General features: G+C 57.6%; 16 protein-coding genes. 10 read left to right on the top strand and 6 right to left on the bottom strand.

Annotated elements, in window-relative coordinates; all coding sequences use genetic code 11:
* Window positions 1–425: 425 nt before the first annotated feature.
* Complete coding sequence (locus tag ETAA8_RS34830) at window positions 426–569, bottom strand: hypothetical protein (RefSeq protein ID WP_202921157.1); 144 nt, start codon at window positions 567–569, stop codon at window positions 426–428.
* Between the two features lie 332 nt (window positions 570–901).
* Between ETAA8_RS34830 and ETAA8_RS21200 the strand changes: the two genes are divergently transcribed.
* The gene (locus ETAA8_RS21200; RefSeq protein ID WP_145092968.1) at window positions 902–1,252 is read left to right on the top strand and encodes a RidA family protein; all 351 of its coding nucleotides are present in this window, start codon (window positions 902–904) and stop codon (window positions 1,250–1,252) included.
* A gap of 11 nt (window positions 1,253–1,263) precedes the next feature.
* Here ETAA8_RS21200 and ETAA8_RS21205 read toward each other — a convergent pair whose 3' ends face one another.
* The 3 genes from ETAA8_RS21205 to ETAA8_RS21215 all read right to left on the bottom strand — a co-directional run bounded on the left by ETAA8_RS21205 (window position 1,264) and on the right by ETAA8_RS21215 (window position 5,292).
* Window positions 1,264–3,408, bottom strand: a complete 2,145-nt coding sequence (locus tag ETAA8_RS21205; RefSeq protein WP_145092971.1) for an SMP-30/gluconolactonase/LRE family protein — start codon at window positions 3,406–3,408, stop codon at window positions 1,264–1,266.
* A 103-nt stretch (window positions 3,409–3,511) separates the two neighbouring features.
* Window positions 3,512–4,372, bottom strand: coding sequence for a purine-nucleoside phosphorylase (locus ETAA8_RS21210; RefSeq protein ID WP_238397457.1), 861 nt, complete (start codon window positions 4,370–4,372; stop codon window positions 3,512–3,514).
* 89 nt (window positions 4,373–4,461) lie between these two features.
* Window positions 4,462–5,292, bottom strand: coding sequence for a purine-nucleoside phosphorylase (locus ETAA8_RS21215; protein ID WP_145092973.1), 831 nt, complete (start codon window positions 5,290–5,292; stop codon window positions 4,462–4,464).
* 168 nt (window positions 5,293–5,460) lie between these two features.
* On the opposite strand from ETAA8_RS21215, the gene ETAA8_RS21220 reads away from it, so the two are divergent.
* From ETAA8_RS21220 to lepA, 8 genes are all read left to right on the top strand, one after another.
* Window positions 5,461–6,081 carry a sigma-70 family RNA polymerase sigma factor gene (locus tag ETAA8_RS21220; RefSeq protein WP_145092976.1) on the top strand — a complete coding sequence of 207 codons (621 nt, stop codon included), beginning with the start codon at window positions 5,461–5,463 and terminating at the stop codon, window positions 6,079–6,081.
* On the top strand, window positions 6,078–6,329 hold the full coding sequence (locus ETAA8_RS21225; RefSeq protein WP_145092978.1) for an anti-sigma factor family protein: 252 nt from the start codon (window positions 6,078–6,080) through the stop codon (window positions 6,327–6,329). Before ETAA8_RS21220 ends, ETAA8_RS21225 begins: the two co-directional genes overlap by 4 nt.
* A 237-nt stretch (window positions 6,330–6,566) precedes the next feature.
* Window positions 6,567–7,172, top strand: coding sequence for a (2Fe-2S)-binding protein (locus tag ETAA8_RS21230; protein WP_145092981.1), 606 nt, complete (start codon window positions 6,567–6,569; stop codon window positions 7,170–7,172).
* A gap of 2 nt (window positions 7,173–7,174) precedes the next feature.
* The gene (locus tag ETAA8_RS21235; protein WP_145092984.1) at window positions 7,175–9,391 is read left to right on the top strand and encodes a xanthine dehydrogenase family protein molybdopterin-binding subunit; all 2,217 of its coding nucleotides are present in this window, start codon (window positions 7,175–7,177) and stop codon (window positions 9,389–9,391) included.
* Window positions 9,392–9,440: 49 nt separating this feature from the next.
* Window positions 9,441–10,430 carry an FAD binding domain-containing protein gene (locus tag ETAA8_RS21240; RefSeq protein WP_145092987.1) on the top strand — a complete coding sequence of 330 codons (990 nt, stop codon included), beginning with the start codon at window positions 9,441–9,443 and terminating at the stop codon, window positions 10,428–10,430.
* Window positions 10,431–10,526: 96 nt separating this feature from the next.
* Window positions 10,527–10,766: a hypothetical protein gene (locus ETAA8_RS21245; RefSeq protein ID WP_145092990.1), complete on the top strand. Its 240-nt coding sequence runs from the start codon at window positions 10,527–10,529 to the stop codon at window positions 10,764–10,766.
* Between the two features lie 255 nt (window positions 10,767–11,021).
* The gene (locus ETAA8_RS21250) at window positions 11,022–12,062 is read left to right on the top strand and encodes an ROK family protein (protein WP_145092993.1); all 1,041 of its coding nucleotides are present in this window, start codon (window positions 11,022–11,024) and stop codon (window positions 12,060–12,062) included.
* 61 nt (window positions 12,063–12,123) lie between these two features.
* A complete protein-coding gene (lepA, locus tag ETAA8_RS21255; RefSeq protein WP_145092996.1) occupies window positions 12,124–13,932 on the top strand; it encodes a translation elongation factor 4 in 1,809 nt (602 codons plus the stop codon).
* Between the two features lie 94 nt (window positions 13,933–14,026).
* On the opposite strand, the gene ETAA8_RS21260 is transcribed toward lepA, so the two are convergent.
* A complete protein-coding gene (locus ETAA8_RS21260) occupies window positions 14,027–14,503 on the bottom strand; it encodes a VOC family protein (RefSeq protein WP_238397459.1) in 477 nt (158 codons plus the stop codon).
* Between the two features lie 245 nt (window positions 14,504–14,748).
* Here ETAA8_RS21260 and ETAA8_RS21265 point away from each other — a divergent pair, with 245 nt between their 5' ends.
* Window positions 14,749–15,837, top strand: a complete 1,089-nt coding sequence (locus tag ETAA8_RS21265) for a catalase family protein (protein ID WP_145092999.1) — start codon at window positions 14,749–14,751, stop codon at window positions 15,835–15,837.
* A 70-nt stretch (window positions 15,838–15,907) separates the two neighbouring features.
* Here the strand turns inward: ETAA8_RS21265 and ETAA8_RS21270 are convergent, their stop codons facing one another.
* Complete coding sequence (locus ETAA8_RS21270) at window positions 15,908–16,168, bottom strand: EF-hand domain-containing protein (RefSeq protein WP_145093002.1); 261 nt, start codon at window positions 16,166–16,168, stop codon at window positions 15,908–15,910.
* Window positions 16,169–16,194 lie beyond the last annotated feature (26 nt).

A 16,194-nucleotide genomic window follows, 5' to 3' on the forward strand; every position in this document is an offset into this window, starting at 1 on the left:
GAGGGTGAATGAAAGGGATTGAAAGGCCCTGTTTTTAGGGCTAAATTGCCGGAAATCCCGGGGAAATCTCGCGAAAATCCAGGCTCCTTTTCCTTGGCTGAAAATCCATGTGTCGCCGGTTCAGTTCCGGCCTCTGAGTTATTCGCGTTGCATCTCGCAGTTCTGAGACCTTCGAACTTGTGGAAGTCGGTGTGGACTAATCAGAATGCGGAAGGCGTTCGCTGAGGACCCTGCTGCGGATTCAGCCACTTACATTACGCGATTTGCCCGAGCGCGCCCCACTGTAGCAATGTGTAGTTAATTTAACTAACGATCACAGAACCTGCCATGATTCCCAGCAATTCAATGCTCGTCACCAGCTGTTGAGATTGGACCGGATTTCTCCAGTTTTTCACACAGAGAACAGCTTTCAGACAGATTTCTTGCTACTTGTCGTCGGCCACGATCAGTAGCACGTTCGGCCGCTTGGTAACGGCAGCCGGCTCTTCCGCAGCGACCCAATTGCTCGCGAAACTGGCAATACCAACAACGATCAAGATCGATAGCAGTGAATCAGGCTGGCGGAACATAATGGACTCTGGACGTGAGTGAGAGAGGTGACCTTCGATCCGGCCGATAGTATCGACCGCCCGTGCGCACGGGTCAACTTGTCGACGTAAGTCGCTGTATAGCTAGGCTTCGCTTTGCCCTATTCGTTGATTATTTGTGGAGTTTATCAACACTTCCACTTGCCGTTCTCGAGGAATACTCACACAGGTGTTGATGAACTCCCCGGATTTATCAACACCCCACTGTTGCCTGCACAGCGAACTTACGTCCCAGCCCCTCGTCGATGCAACTTGAACTTCTGCCCCTTTCCCAGCACAATGCGAGGCCCCTAATCACTAGCAGGAGCGAAGACATGACAACCATTCGACGGATTGGCAATTCTGCACGCTGGTCCGATGTCGTGATCCATCGCGGCGTGGCGCAATGGGTCGAAGTTGCGGAAGATCCTTCGACCGATGCCCAGGGCCAAGCCGAGCAAGTGCTGCAGCAGATCAACGCCACCCTCGAACAGATCGGCAGCAATCGCGAGCAGATCTTGCAGGTCCTCGTCTATCTGCATGAGATGGCCGATGCGCCGGCGCTCAATGCGGCCTGGGATGCCTGGGTTCCCCCAGGACACGCGCCCATTCGCGCCTGCGTTCAAGCCGGACTATCCGGCAACTATCGGGTCGAGATGGTCATCTCAGCTGCAGTCGAAGAGTGAATGCGCGCCCTCTAATACTTGATCTGCACGTCAGGCAATATCGCTTGCAGCTTCTGTTTCGCGTCCTCACTGAATTTGCCTCCGCGCAAATCCAACGTGCGCAGATTCTTCAAGTCAGCCAGTACTGATAGCGAAGCGTCCGTCATGTTCGGTGAAATGAGCGTGACGTTCTCCAGCGTGTTGATCGTCACGAGCTGTTTCACTCCTTCATCACTGAAGTTCCCGTTGATGAGCATTAGCTTGCGGAGCTTCGGCAGCTGAGCAACTTGCTGGAGCGTCGCGTCGCTCGCTGCTTGATCGTAGACATCAAGTTCGTAAAGCTCATTAAGTTCGCCCAAGAACGGTAAAGCCTCCGAGGTTGTCTTCGGCCCATGAATATGCAACTGCCTGAGATTCTTCAGCCCAGCCAATTGCCGCAACCCTTCATCCGTGACATTGGTATGCACGATTTCCAGCCGCGTCAAACTGGGGAATTGGCCAATTGCTTTCAACCCTTCATCGCTGGCCGGCGAAGAATGGAGGTTGATCGACTCCAACTGCTTCAATCTGGTGAGGTACTTGAATCCGCTCCCCGTAATCTTCGAGGCACAGACTGTCATCCGTTTCATCTTTCTAAGTTTGCCGAGGTGCTCAAATCCTTCGTCACTCACGGCAGTCAGGCACAAGTTCAGTTTTTCTAGGTTTGGCAGAGTGCCGAGGTGAACCAAGCCAGCACTGGTCACAGCTGTTCCGCTTAGTTGTAGATTCCGCAAGAGTCGCTGCTGGCCGATGTTCTGCAAGAACTCATCCGTCACTCGATCGGTAAGCTTCTTCGGCGTCGGCTCTTTGTGTCCATCGGTTCGTTCGTTCAGATCAATCTCGACGATGCGTTGGAAAATCGTGAGCGCTCCGTCGCCGGTAATTGCGCGCAGCCACTGGGGCGCGACAACCTCACTCTTGACTTTGCCGCCAAGGCGTTTGATTTCGGCGATCAATTCCAAGTCGCTGGCGTGATTTGCAGCAGCCTGGTCCAACTCGCCAAGGTGACGATAGACCTCGCCGTGCAGTTGTTCATCTTTGATTTCGGCGGCAAGCCGACTCAGCTGCGCTAGGCGAGCATCGCGCGCTTGTATGGTCAATTCTTCCGAGTTGTACTTGAAAGCACCTGCCAGCTTGAGCATGTCGAGGAGAATCTTGGCGTCCGCGTGCGGTTGCAGCGGAACTACGTCGAGTGAACGAATCGCAGCATGCTTCGCCGGCAAATGCCCCCCAAAACCTTTTACGCCAACCTTTGCGTGAAACACACCCGGTGGATCGCCGGTCGTGCAAAAGATCTCGTCGTGATTCGGGCCGCAAAAGGCGATATTGCTGACAACCTTCGCGGGGACAGGCAAATAGGCAAGCGCCTTCGCCTCGGGGCTCAGCACGGTGATGCGACCCTGGCCCGACTCTGGCCGATGAAAATCGGCAACCCAAAGATTTCCCGCGGCATCGAACGCGCACCCATCGCCGCCACTCCCGCCGAGGTCGTAAAACACTTCCGACTTCCCGAGCAATTTCCCGGCAGGGGTGAGTGGATAGCGCAGAATCTTCTTCGACTGCGATTCGATCACGTAGAGGAAATTGCTGGCCGGATCGACATCGAGGCCATTGGGAAACGCGAGACCGCCGGCCACACGATCGACACGACCGTCGGCACTCAGGCGGTAAATGTTGCCGACTGGGTTCGCGGCCGAAGAGCCTTCCGGATCGCTCCAATAAAAGTTGCCGGCACCATCGAGTGTGAGGTCGTTCAAACCCCGCAATGGCTGCGTTTCGTGCTGCTCGGCCAGTACCACCACCGAGCCATTCTCAGTCACTTCGAGAATGGCCTTGTGCTTATTGTCGGCAACGAACAGGCTGCCGGTTCGTGGATTGAGAATTGTTCCCGCGGGATTGATTTCGAGATACTTGTGAACCTGCTGCTTCGCGTCGACCCGCAGCAGGGCTCCGCTGCAAAAGAAGACTTCACCATTTCGCCAAGTGGGACCCTCGGAATATCCCGGCGCAGCGGCGTACTTTTTAAATGTGACCTTCGCTAGTTTGTCGGCGAGTTCGCCAGTAGGTTCTTGCGCACGACCAGTTGTTAACGCTAACAACCAACAGCAGGTAGGCAGCGAAACCAAGGAGAGCTTCATCGGGGCCTCAGCAGGTGAGTGTGGCGCACTTAGCCCGACGCGTTAGCGAGGGAGAACTGCGCGAAACCGTTGGTACGAGATTCTCCCTCGCTGACGCGTCGGGCTAGTTGGCTAGGCCTTCGTCTCGAATCGCGGCCAGCACGCCATGGACGAGTGCCCGCACTTTGTGTTGCACTTTTTGCGCGACCTTCACGACGTGCTCGGCATCAACCTCTTCACGCACGATGGCATCGGGCCGGGCAATGTTGGTAACGGTTGAAATGCCGAACACACGCAAGCCACAACTGGCAGCCACGAGGACTTCGGGCACGGTCGACATGCCCACCACATCTCCCATGCGGCGAAACATGCGATATTCCGCGCGCGTTTCGTAGCTCGGTCCCGTAACTGCCACATACACGCCACGTTGACAGGCAAAACCGAGTTCGCGGGCAGCCTTCAGACCGGCATCGACCAGCTTGGGACAATAGAGACGCGCTTGCACGCGCGGCATGCGATCTGTCTGGCCGGTTGAGAACGGCGCCAGACCTTCGAGAAACATCAGCTGAATGTGATCTTCGATAATCATCACATCGCCGACTTCAAACAGAGGATTCACACCCCCGGCCGCATTCGAAACGATCAGCGTCTTGGCTCCCAGCGATTGCATCACGCGGACCGGCAACGTCGCCTGCTCGACGGGATATCCTTCGTACAAGTGACAGCGCCCTTGCATGACGATGACCGGAACGTCGTCAATGCGCCCACAGATAAAGTTACCTTTGTGAGCCAGCGCGGTCGAATGCGGAAAGTGAGGAATCTCGCGATAAGGAATTATCTGCTCGGCAGCGATTTCGTCGGCTAAATCGCCGAGCCCAGTACCGAGGATGATCGCAACTTCTGGCGTGCAGGTCCAACGCGCGCGAACGACCGCCAGGGCATCTTGCAGCATGCGATCTCGGTCGTGGTGAATGATCGCGTTCATAATCTAATTGGCCCACTCTTGCCGTGGCATAGGCTTCCAGCCTGTGAACCGACTGGAAAGACATGACAGGCAGGCTGCCTGTCCCACGGTTACGAAACTTGCTCTTGAGCCAGCACACCCATTACGAGCGCGCGAAGCTTGGGTTCTGCGGCATTGGCGGTGGCGATGATCTTGGGTACATCGGCCGGCTCGAGCGCATCGGGAAAACACATATCGGTAATGATCGAAAAGCCGACGACCTTGAGCCCGGCATGGACGGCGACGATCACTTCTGGCACGGTCGACATCCCCACGACATCGGCACCAATCAACCGGAGGAAGCGATACTCGGCCCGCGTTTCGAGATTCGGTCCCGATACGGCTACAAACACACCCTTGTGAGCGACAATGTTTTGCTTGCGAGCCACTTCGAGCGCGCGATCGACCAGTTGGCGGTCGTAGGGCTGGCTCATATCGGGGAAGCGCGGCCCCAGGCGGTCATCGTTCACCCCAATCAGCGGATTGCCACCCATCAAGTTGATGTGATCGTCGATCACCATGATGTCGCCGCATTGATAATACGGATTCATGCCTCCGCAAGCGTTCGAGACCACGAGCAGTTTCGCACCCAGCGACTTGAACACCCGCACCGGCAGGGTGATAGTGTCGAGAGGATACCCCTCATACATGTGAAAGCGGCCTTCCATCGCCATGACGGGCAGACCGCCAAGGGTGCCGCATATCAAGCGACCGCGATGGCTAATGGCCGTGCTGCGAGGGAAGTGCGGGATTTCGCTGTAGTCGATGGCCACATCCTGCTGCATCTGCTCAACGAGACTACCGAGCCCTGTTCCCAGGATAATGCCCGCGTGGGGCTGCTTGTTCCACTTGGAACGGATGAATGCCGATGCTTCTTCAATCTTGGCGAACAAACCCTGCATGACAGCCTCGCGCGACGTCGAATCGTAACTGTTGACTACGGGCCAAGCGTACCGCAAGCGTCCAAGCGAGAGCAAGTGGCTGGCGAGGAATCTACGACTGCTGGATACGCAAACAAGTGCGGCAGAGCGCCTTGTTCCTGCGTTCCGGCCTCGGCTACCTTATAAACCATGACCACGTTTCAACCTGCCGAATCCGCTCCCCTTGGCGAAAGCCAACTCGTGCAGCAGTTGCAGGCGGGGGACGGCGGCGCCTTCGAGCAATTAGTGCGCGAGCATGGCCCACGCTTGCTCGCGGTGGCTCGCCGGTATGTCGACAGCGACGCCGATTGCCAGGATGTGCTGCAGGACGCGCTACTCTCGGCGTTTCGGTCGATCGGTCTGTTCAACGGACAGTCGCAGTTAGGAACCTGGCTGCATCGCATTACTGTTAACGCCGCTCTGATGAAGTTGCGATCGCAGAGACGCCGACCTGAACGCTCCATCGAGGCTCTGTTGCCGAAATTCATTGAAGACGGTCATCGACTATGGCCGGGAGGCCCCTGGAAGGACGGAAAAACGCACGATCCGCTGCTAGCCCGCGAAACGTGCGAACTGGTTCGCAATTGCATCGATCAGTTGCCTGAGTCCTACCGCGTGATTCTGCTGCTCCGCGATCTGGAGGAACGATCGGCAGAAGAAACCGCGGAACTACTGCAATTGAGCCCAGCCAACGTCAAGACCCGACTCCACCGAGCGCGACTCGCGCTGCGCGAACTCTTGGACCCGCATTTTCAAGGACCGCCCTCGTGACTTGCCAAGAGATTATTGAATTTCTAATGGACTATGTCGACGGCGAACTCCCCGCTGATCAACAGGCGATCTTCGCGCATCACCTTGAGATTTGCGCCGAATGTATGGACTATCTCCACAGCTATCAACAAACCGTGACGCTCGCTAAAGAGACCGGTTCGACCGAGTCGGCAGCCACACACAACTTTGCCCCAATTCCCGAAGAGTTGGTCAGGGCGATTCTCGCCGCGCGTGCTTCCGCCAAGTGATTGTCGGCTGAAAAACTGGCGACTAATTTCCCAATTCATCAGTCCCCTTTGTTGCATCGCGCGCGCCCAGCCGTAATAATCACCCGCGCTGCGGTCGGCCTGCCTTCAGTTGATTGGGACGAAGCATCGCGGAGATGCAAATCGCCCGTGGGAGAATCCTGCGGTCGATATTCTTCGTCCAGGCCGAGCCAGCAGCGCTACCGGCGCGAGCACGCGCGCCTTACAAGGAATCAATGCATGTCCCCAAGCACGAAGACTCCGGAACGGTCCGGAGGGTTCAGTCGGCGCGACTTCTTGCATGGCAGCGGCGCGGTGGCCGCAGCCGCCACGCTGCAAACCTCAGCGACAGCCTTCGCCCAACAGGCGACAGGTGCCGCGGTTGTCTCCGGCGAAACCACGATAGAGCTTTCGGTGAACGGCACAAAGCATAAAGTGAAAGTCGAGCCTCGCACGACGCTGCTCGATGTTTTGCGCTTTCAACTCGACCTGACCGGTGCCAAACCGATTTGCACCGATGGCAGCAGCGGCGGCGCGACCATCCTTGTCGATGGCAAGCCAATGCAGGCCAACATCATGCTGGCGATGCAAGCAGTGGGGAAAGAAATTGCCACGGTCGAAAGCCTGGCCAAAGACAGGGTTCCCGCTGCATTCACAGCCTGCGACGCCCAGCAATGCGGCTTTTGCACACCCGGCTTCGTTGTCGCCGTGAAGGCGTTTCTCGATAAGAATCCCAAGGCCACGGAAGAACAGATTCGCAGCGGTCTCAACGGCAACATTTGCCGCTGTGGCACCTATGTGAATGTGGTTCAGGCCGCCGTGAAACTCGTGAAGGGAGACGCATAGTTATGGCTGACGAAATTTATTACTGGCCGTCACGCGACAAGGCCCAACAACTGGGCAAGCGACACGTGCGGCTCGATGGCATGCCCAAGTCGACCGGCGCTGCCAAGTACACCTACGACATCAATCTGAAAAATCAACTCATCGCCCGCGCTCTCGGCTGCCCCCACGCGCACTGCAAGATCAAGTCGATCAATCTGGACGGGGCGAAGAAAGTGAAAGGCGTCGTTCACGTCGAGGCGCTCCGCAAGGAAGGCGAAGAGATCGAGTGGCAGGGTGAAATGCTCGCCGTCGTCGCTGCCGAAAGCGAAGTCGCAGCCGCCGAAGGCGTGAATGCCATCAAGATCGAGTACGAAATGCTCGAGTCGTTCACCAGCGAAGACGACCTCGAAACTGCGAAGAAGCTCGGTCGTACCGTGAAAGGTGGCGGCAAGGCAGTGACGGTGAAGGAACCGGGCGACGACGACGATGAAGACGAATTCGTCGACAAGGAAATTGCCCGCTTGCTGAAAGAGTCGGCCTACGTCGTCGAAGGTAGCTACGGCATTGATGCCATTACCCACTGCTGCTTGGAACCACACGGTTCGACGGTCGAGTGGCAAGGCAACAAGTTGATGGTTCACCTGTCGACCCAGAACGTTTCGGGCACCGATGAGGGTTTTGCCAAAGACCTGAACATCACCTCCGACGATGTTGAAGTTCACTGCGACTACATCGGTGGTGGCTTCGGCAGTAAGTTCGCTCCCGATCTGTGGGGCATTGCCGCCGCCCGCATCAGCAAGGCAACCGGTCGTCCCGTTAAGTTCATGCTCACGCGACTTCAGGAACAGCAGTTGGGTGGCAATCGTCCCAGCGGCTATCTCAAGGTGAAGCTCGGGGCCGACAAGGACGGTGTGATTCAGGTTTGGGATTCGGAACATTGGGGCAGCGCAGGGGCAATCCCCGGTGGTGTTAGCCATACGGTCGTTCCGTATGTCTTCGCGCCGAAGAATTATCGCCGGCTGCAGACGAATTTGAAGACGAACACGGCTCAGTCGCGCGCCTGGCGTGCTCCGAATCATCCGCAATCCTGCGCGATGACTCAGACCGCTATCGACGACCTGGCTCGCAAGATGGGGGCCAATAGTTACGACATCTTCCTGAAGAACCTCGGGACCGACGATGCTCCTGGCATCGGCGGAGCCAAGCCTTCGGTTTACAAAGCCGAAATGGAAATCGCTGCCAAGCTGATGGACTGGAGTGCCAAGTGGCATCCGCACGGCAAGGGCAAGAAGCAAGGCTCGGTGGTGGAAGGGCTTGGAATGGCCATCCACACTTGGGGTGGCAAGGCGAACAGCTCGAATTGCCTCCTAAAGATTTACCCAGACGGCGGCGTCGAGACAACCTGCGGCACGCAGGACCTCGGCGTCGGCACGCGAACCGTGCTGGCTGTGGTGTTGGCCGAAACGTTTGGTCTCCCTTACGAAAGCATCAAGGTGAACATCGGTTCGTCCAAGATGCCCGTCAGCGGTCCTTCGGGTGGCAGCACGACCGTAGGGGGCGTTTGCGAATCGCATCGCCGCGCCGGTCAAGATGCCTTCCGCCAGATTGCCGAACTCGTCGGCAAGAAGCTGGGTGTCGATCCCGCCACGCTGGAAGCGGTGAAGGGGCGTGTGCAGGTTGCCGGCAAGCCTGACAAAGGTCTGTCGTGGAAAGAAGCCTGCACACTGATTGGGATGCGTCCGCTGGAAGTGACTGGCTCGTACAAGATCGATACCCCCAGCCCGCTGTCGAGTCAGCAGGTCGGCGGCGTGCAAATGGCCCATGTGGCTGTCGATACCGATACGGGTATCGTCAAGCTGAAGAAATTCGTCGCCGTGCAAGACATCGGCCTCGTTGTCTGCCGCCAGCAAGCAGAGAGCCAAATTTACGGCTCGGCAGTGATGGGTATCGCGTATGCGTTGTTCGAACAGCGGATTACCGATCCCAAGACCGGTGCCTTCGTGAATGCCGAACTCGCGCAGTACAAGCTGCCGCGCATCGGTGACATTGGCGAAGTGGTGTGTGAATTTTATGAACCAGACGATCAGCGTTCGCGCGGCGTGATTGGCATCGGCGAACCGCCGGTCATCTCGCCCGGAGCGGCGATCAGCAATGCGGTCTGCAATGCTTTGGGCATTCGCGTTCCGGTCCTTCCCATCACGCCGCAACGCGTGCTGGAAGCTCTGAAGGCCAAAGCGTAAGCCGGTTCAACTTACTCACCACACAAAACCATCATGGAATCGTTAAGTCATGAAAAACTTTGAATATGCGTCGCCGCGGACTGAAGCTGAGGTGCTTTCGCTTCTCAGTTCTCAGGCCGGGCATACGGAAATCCTCGCGGGCGGCACCGACCTGATCGGCCTGATGCAGGCTCAGATCGTTCGCCCCGAGCGCGTCGTCAACATCCTGGAAGTCCCGTCACTGAAGACGATCGAGCAGCTCGATAACGGCGTGCTCGCGGTCGGTGCAGTAGTCACGCTCGATGTGCTGCTCGATCATCCCTACCTCACTCCTTACCCCGCGCTAAAGCAGGCGATCGAAGGGATCGCCAGCATGCAACTGCAATGTCAGGGAACGCTAGGCGGGGAAGTGCTGCAGCGGCCGCAATGCTGGTTCTTCCGCCAAGGGCGAGGTTTGCTCGCCGGTGGTGGAAAGTTGGCAGCCGAGGGTGACAATCGCTTCCACGCGATTTTCGGCAACCACGGCGCTGCCAAGTTCGTGAGCAACTCGCGACTGGCTCCCGCGCTCGTCGCGCTGAACGCTCAGGTGCGAGTGATCGGACCGGGCGAGGCTGACGAAAAGCTGATGTCGGCCGAGCAACTCTATCGCGCTCCGCGACATGAAGCAGAACGTGAGCACACGCTGTTGCCGAATCAGTTGGTCACTCATCTGCTGATTCCCGCTTCGACCGGCTTCAACGCCACGTACGAAGTGCGGCATGGTGCGGGCCCTGATTATCCGCTGGCTTCGGCCGCTGTTTCGTTGCAGATCGAAGGGGGCATCGTACAAGATGCTCGCATCGTCCTCGGCCACGTGGCTCCCACGCCGTGGTTGTCGCTCGATGCGGCTGCTGAACTCGTGGGCAAGCCGGTGACGGAAGAGACCGCTGCCGCTGCTGGAGCTGCTGCCGTGGTCGCTGCCTCGCCACTTTCCAACAACGAATACAAGGTCCAACTGACAAAGATCGCCGTGAAACGGGCAATCCTGCGCGCTGCTGGCCTGGAAACGGGTGGGCTCTAAGTAGCCGCTGGATCAATGCCTGGAGTCGCGGCCACACCTTGGCCGCGACCCGCCAACCTCCGATTCGAGCCAACAACCATCCTTTGGGGATCGATCATGCCCTTCGAAAAATCTTACGACGAAGCACCGAAAGTCGCGACTCCGCCCTGTGTGTACTTGCGTAACAAAGCCATGTATGTGCGCGGAACCGTGGGTGACGCTGAACGGTTTCCGGATGAGTCCGGCGCTGGCTATTGCTGGTGCAACATGACGCAGCACGTGCTCGGGCCCGATAGCCAGCATGTGACCCGCGCCGATTGTGTTCCCACTCGCGAATGCTACCGCGAGACGTACTAACGGCATCCTTGCAGCGTGGGCTTTAGCCCACGTCTAAGTAGCGGGACTTCTAAAAATCACGTGGGCCAAAGTCCACGTTACAAAGATTGCTGCCTGCCGTGCGATGGTTTCACCGCTCCACGGCGGGCTGCGTCATTTCTTGGCGATTGTTATCGACCTTTGGCATCCCGCTTGCTCCTCGTGCGTGGGTAGCAGTCTAGGGCGAGGGTTTCTATACTTTCGCTAACGCAGTTTCAGCAGCATGGATGGGTGGCAATGTCGACGGCACATGTCAAAACAGTTTCTCCCGCGGAAGCCAAGCGTCCGCTATTCTTGGGGATCGATGTCGGGGGGACGAACATCAAGCTAGGCGTGGTCGATGACTTGGGGCGCACCCTCACGTTGACCAAAGTCCCGACGCACGAAGAAGAAGGGCCCGAAGCGGCCCTGCAGCGCTGTCGCACGGCGACCGATGCCATGATGCGGGCCATGGACCTTGGCCGCAGCGATCTTTCGGCCATTGGGCTGGCGACTCCTGGAACCATGGATATTCCCAGCGGGATGCTGGTCGAACCCCACAATTTGCCGCATTGGTATCATTTCCCCATTCGAGATCGCGTCGGCCAGATCTGGGGCCTGCCCACTTCTTATGCGAACGATGCCAACGCAGCCGCCTATGGCGAGTTCTGGGTCGGCGGCGGCCAGCAGTATCACAGCATCATCATGCTCACGCTGGGAACCGGTGTGGGGGGCGGAATCATCATTGGCGACCTGTCGATCGATGGCGAAAACAGCTGCGGCAGCGAATGCGGCCACATCATTATCGACTGCAACCCCACCGCCCGCATGTGCGGCTGTGGCAAGCGCGGCCATCTGGAAGCTTATTGCAGTGCCACGGGCCTGCTCGCTCACACGGGGGCTCTACTCGAAAAAGGGCCGAAAACCACCCTGCTAGACCGCATTTCCGAGGCTGACCCCCTGACCCCCAAAATGATCGCTGAAGAAGCCGAACGGGGCGATAAATTCTCGCTCGACCTAATCGACGAACTTGCGATGTATCTTGGGTTTGGAGTCGTCAGCTTGATCCATACCATCGATCCGGCCGTGGTTTTGCTCGGGGGAGCGATGAATTTCGGCGGCTCCGACCATCCGTTGGGACGTCGCTTTTTAGAACGCGTCCGGAGCATCGTTCGCGATCACGCCTTCCCCATTCCCGCCCAGCGCACTACCATCGATTTTGCACTTCTGGAGGGGGAAGCCGGTTATATCGGCGCCGCCGGGATTGCACGCCTGGCGTGGCACCAAAAGAAGAAGTGATTCTGCTTCGCTAGCTGCCGCGCCGCACGCTGTCTTGATACTCCGATCGGTCTCGCCATTTATGCCCGAAATTGCCAACAAGTTCATCCGCAACTTTTGCATCATCGCCCACATCGATCACGGCAAGAGCACCCTCGCCGACCGGCTGTTGGAGTTTACCGGTACCGTCACGCGCCGCGAGATGAAGGAGCAATTGCTCGACGATATGCAACTCGAGCGCGACCGCGGCATTACGATCAAGGCGCGGGCCGTGCGAATGATGTACATGTACGAGGGGAACGAGTATGAGATGAACCTCATCGATACTCCCGGCCACGTCGACTTTCACTACGAAGTTTCCCGCTCGCTTGCCTGCTGCGAAGGGGCCATCCTCGTCGTGGATGCGGCCCAAGGGGTTGAGGCGCAAACGCTGGCGAATGCGTTCGCGGCGATGAACTCGAACCTGACCATCGTGCCGATCATCAACAAGATCGACCTCGTTAACGCCCGCATCGAGGAAGTACTGCTCGAAATGGAGCAGACGCTGGCAATCGATTCTTCGGAAGTGCTCAAGGTCAGTGCCAAGACGGGCGTCGGCATCGAAGGTCTCTGCGCCGCCCTCATTCAGCGCATTCCGGAACCGAAGGGCGATCCCGAAGCAATCCTGCAGGCGATGGTCTTCGACTCGCACTACGACGACTATCGCGGCGCCATCACTTACATCCGCGTAATCAATGGCCGACTCTCGCGCGGCATGAAGATTCGATTCCTCCGCACCAATAGCACGCACGAAATCCTCGAACTGGGGCAGTTCACTCCCCAGCGAACCGCGTGCAACGTGCTGCTGGCTGGCGAAGTCGGTTACATCATCTGCAATATCAAGTCGCTCAAGCTCGTCCACATTGGCGATACGGTCACGATCGCTGGCGACAATGGCGCGCCGGCGCTCGAAGGTTATAAGCCGCCCAAACGCATGGTCTATTGCGGGCTCTATCCCTCCGATGGTCAGGAGTTTACCGAGCTTCGCGACGCACTCGAAAAATTGGCGATGAATGACCCCAGCTTCGAGTTCGAGCCCGAAACGAGCGACGCGCTGGGCTTCGGTTTTCGCTGCGGCTTCCTCGGACTGTTGCATATGGAAATCGTGCAGCAGCGGCTGGAGCAAGAGTCGAATATCGACTTGATCCAGACCGCTCCCAACGTGACCTACGAAATTCTCAATAAGAACGGCGAGACCTTCCAAATTCACAAGCCGCAGGATGTGCCCGACTCCGGCCAGATCGAAGAGTTCCGTCAGCCGATCGTCCGCGTCAACCTGATTCAACCGGCCGAGTTCATCGGCAACGTCATGAAGCTCTGCCAGGATCGCCGGGGCGTTCTGGTCAGGCAAGAGTATCTCTCACCCCAGCGGACCATGATTGTCTATGACATTCCGCTGGCCGAAGTGATCTACGATCTGCACGACAAGCTGAAGAGCGCCACGCGCGGCTACGGCACAATGGACTACGAAGTCATCGGCTATCAACCGGCCGACCTCGTGAAGCTCGACATTCTCGTCAATGCCGTGCGCGTTGATGCGCTTTCGGTCATTTGCCATCGTTACGACGCCGAGCGCCGTGGCCGCGGCGTCTGCAAACGGCTGAAGGACGAAATAGATCGCCACATGTTCGAGGTCGCTATTCAGGCGGCCATCGGCGGCCGGATCATCGCCCGCGAATCGAAGCCTGCCATGCGGAAGAACGTTACGGCCAAGTGCTACGGCGGCGATATCAGCCGCAAGAAAAAGCTCTGGGCCAAGCAAAAAGAAGGCAAGAAGCGGATGAAGGCCATCGGCCAGGTCGAGATCCCGCAAAAAGCCTTCCTCGCCGTCCTCGATACCGGCGAAGAATAACACTCTTATGCTTCGTCGTGAGCCTTCGTTTCGCCGGAACAGGATACTCTACTGACCCGGCAATTCTGCCAGCGCGCTCCAAGCAGAGGGCAACCTATGGTTGCGGGCCGCAGGCACCTTTCATGGCTTCCATCAATTCTTCGGGCGTGACGTCGAACTGGTGATGCGCGATCGACCAATTGTGGCCAAAGGGGTCGGCGACGATGCCGTAGCGATCGCCCCAGAATGCATCGCCAACGGGCATCACTGGCGTAGCGCCAGCAGCGACCGCTTGGGCGTAGGTTTTGTCGGCATCTTCGACCGACAAGTGAATGGTGACCGGTGTCCCCTTCAGCAATTTCGGCCCGAGACACTTCCATTCCGGATTTTCATCGACCAGAAACACCTTTGAGTCGCCAATGCGAACACAGCCATGCATCAAGCGGCCGCCAGGCCCCGGCAGTCGCATCTCTTCGACCGCGCCGAAGGCCTGCTTATAGAATTCAATCGCCTCAGCAGCCCCGTCCACGACAAGGTGCGGTGTAACGGTGTGCATTCCTGCGGCGATTCGTTGGGTAGCTGCTTTGGGCACGGTTCGATTTCCTCATTAAGGGTTGTCAATGAATGGCTAAACTGCTGCCGCAATTGTGCTGGCAGTTGCCTCAGTTTGACCAGTAGTCGGTCGGCAACTAGCCGAATCGACATCAGACAAGATTATTTTGGGAAACGTCGAGACGAGCGTCAGCACGGGATATCTGGCCTGCTGCACACTGCGATTGGTATACACTGAAGAGAGACGACACCCCTTTCAATCAACACTTCCTCTCAGGCGGTTCCATGAGCCACGAAATCGAGCACAGGCCGCTGGTGTGGACCGAAGCGGTGGAATCGGTCCCGGCCGACGAAGCGGCCGATATTCAGCAAGTGCTCGCGGCGATGCGTAAAGTGCTCGAGCACGGCTATCAGCAGAGCGGTCAGTTGCGCCGCGATGTTCATGTAAAATCACACGGCTGCGCGCTTGGGACTTTACAAGTTCTTCCCAATCTCCCGGCTGAATTGGCTCAAGGGATTTTCTCGCGCGAGCAGACATTCGAAGCCGTAGTGCGATTTTCGAATGCCGCCAGTCAACCGCAGCCCGACTACGTGCCCGATGGTCGCGGGCTAGCGCTGAAAGTGCTCGGTGTAAATGGTGAGTCCTTGCTGCCGGAAGGTAACAATCTCGCGACCGGCGGCACCGCCACCCAAGACTTCGTCATGGTGAATCATCCAGTCTTCATCGCCCGGAATGTGAAGGACTTCTTGCGAATCGAGCAAACCCTCGCTGACACTGCCGACAACAAGCTCGAAACGCTCAAGGGCGCGCTCACCGGCGGGGACTGGAATCCGCTGAACTGGCATTGGCGCGAAGCGCTCACTGCTGCACAAATCGTTGGTAAGTTGCCGGCGCATCCGGCCAGCCTGACTTACTTCAGCATGGCCCCGATTCGCTATGGCGATTACATCGCCAAGTATCGCGCGCGGTCGGCCGGCGAGGTTGCCGGTACGATTCTCGCCCTCATGAATCAACTGGGTCAGCAAGCCGATGCGTTCCGGGTCATGCTCAAAGAAACGCTCCGATCGCAGCACATCCTGTTCGAGTTTCAAGTGCAATTGTGCACTTCAGCCGAGCGCATGCCCATCGAAGATGCGACGATTGAATGGCCAGAAAGCGAATCCCCCTATCGCACGGTGGCCTTGCTGCTTTTGCCGCGGCAAGAAATCGCGACCGCTGAACAGCGAGTGACTTGCGACCAGCTTTCGTTCAACGTCTGGCATGCAATTCGCGCACATCAACCGCTCGGCGGCATCAATCGCCTCAGACGCGAAGCCTATCCACTTTCCGCAGCGTGGCGGAAAGGGGAAATGAAATCACCGAACGCTGATTAAGCAATCGTCAGCCGGGGCACAGCACGCATGCCGGCCCCGACAAATTTCAACATGGCAGTAGTAGCAACGTCTACTTCGCCTTCTTTTTCGGGGCGAATTCTTCCATGCTCAGCGACCCGTCACCGTCTTTGTCCTTTTTCTTGAAGCCTTCTTCGGCCTTGGTGGCCTTGTCGCCAGTCCGCTTGCCGATGAATTCTTCCTTGCTGATCTTGCCGTCGCTGTTCTTGTCCATCTTCTTGAACTGTTCGGCTGGATCGGCCTTCTTGTCTTGAGCCATCAACGCTGGCGTGCAGAGACCGAGAACAAACAGCAATGCGAAAAACTTCTTCATTACACATCTCCGAAAAGTATGAATCA

It is taken from the genome of Anatilimnocola aggregata (genome assembly GCF_007747655.1).
GTDB classification, from domain to species: Bacteria; Planctomycetota; Planctomycetia; order Pirellulales; family Pirellulaceae; genus Anatilimnocola; species Anatilimnocola aggregata.

Bases quoted from the DNA above. Each gene is read 5' to 3' on its own strand.
- ETAA8_RS21265 (WP_145092999.1), top strand. From the start codon at position 14,749: ATGAGCCACGAAATCGAGCACAGGCCGCTGGTGTGGACCGAAGCGGTG.
- ETAA8_RS21200 (WP_145092968.1), top strand. From the start codon at position 902: ATGACAACCATTCGACGGATTGGCAATTCTGCACGCTGGTCCGATGTC.
- ETAA8_RS21215 (WP_145092973.1), bottom strand. From the start codon at position 5,292: ATGCAGGGTTTGTTCGCCAAGATTGAAGAAGCATCGGCATTCATCCGT.
- ETAA8_RS21270 (WP_145093002.1), bottom strand. From the start codon at position 16,168: ATGAAGAAGTTTTTCGCATTGCTGTTTGTTCTCGGTCTCTGCACGCCA.
- ETAA8_RS21230 (WP_145092981.1), top strand. From the start codon at position 6,567: ATGTCCCCAAGCACGAAGACTCCGGAACGGTCCGGAGGGTTCAGTCGG.
- ETAA8_RS21220 (WP_145092976.1), top strand. From the start codon at position 5,461: ATGACCACGTTTCAACCTGCCGAATCCGCTCCCCTTGGCGAAAGCCAA.
- ETAA8_RS21235 (WP_145092984.1), top strand. From the start codon at position 7,175: ATGGCTGACGAAATTTATTACTGGCCGTCACGCGACAAGGCCCAACAA.
- ETAA8_RS21240 (WP_145092987.1), top strand. From the start codon at position 9,441: ATGAAAAACTTTGAATATGCGTCGCCGCGGACTGAAGCTGAGGTGCTT.
- ETAA8_RS21250 (WP_145092993.1), top strand. From the start codon at position 11,022: ATGTCGACGGCACATGTCAAAACAGTTTCTCCCGCGGAAGCCAAGCGT.
- lepA (WP_145092996.1), top strand. From the start codon at position 12,124: ATGCCCGAAATTGCCAACAAGTTCATCCGCAACTTTTGCATCATCGCC.
- ETAA8_RS34830 (WP_202921157.1), bottom strand. From the start codon at position 569: ATGTTCCGCCAGCCTGATTCACTGCTATCGATCTTGATCGTTGTTGGT.
- ETAA8_RS21245 (WP_145092990.1), top strand. From the start codon at position 10,527: ATGCCCTTCGAAAAATCTTACGACGAAGCACCGAAAGTCGCGACTCCG.
- ETAA8_RS21205 (WP_145092971.1), bottom strand. From the start codon at position 3,408: ATGAAGCTCTCCTTGGTTTCGCTGCCTACCTGCTGTTGGTTGTTAGCG.
- ETAA8_RS21210 (WP_238397457.1), bottom strand. From the start codon at position 4,372: ATGAACGCGATCATTCACCACGACCGAGATCGCATGCTGCAAGATGCC.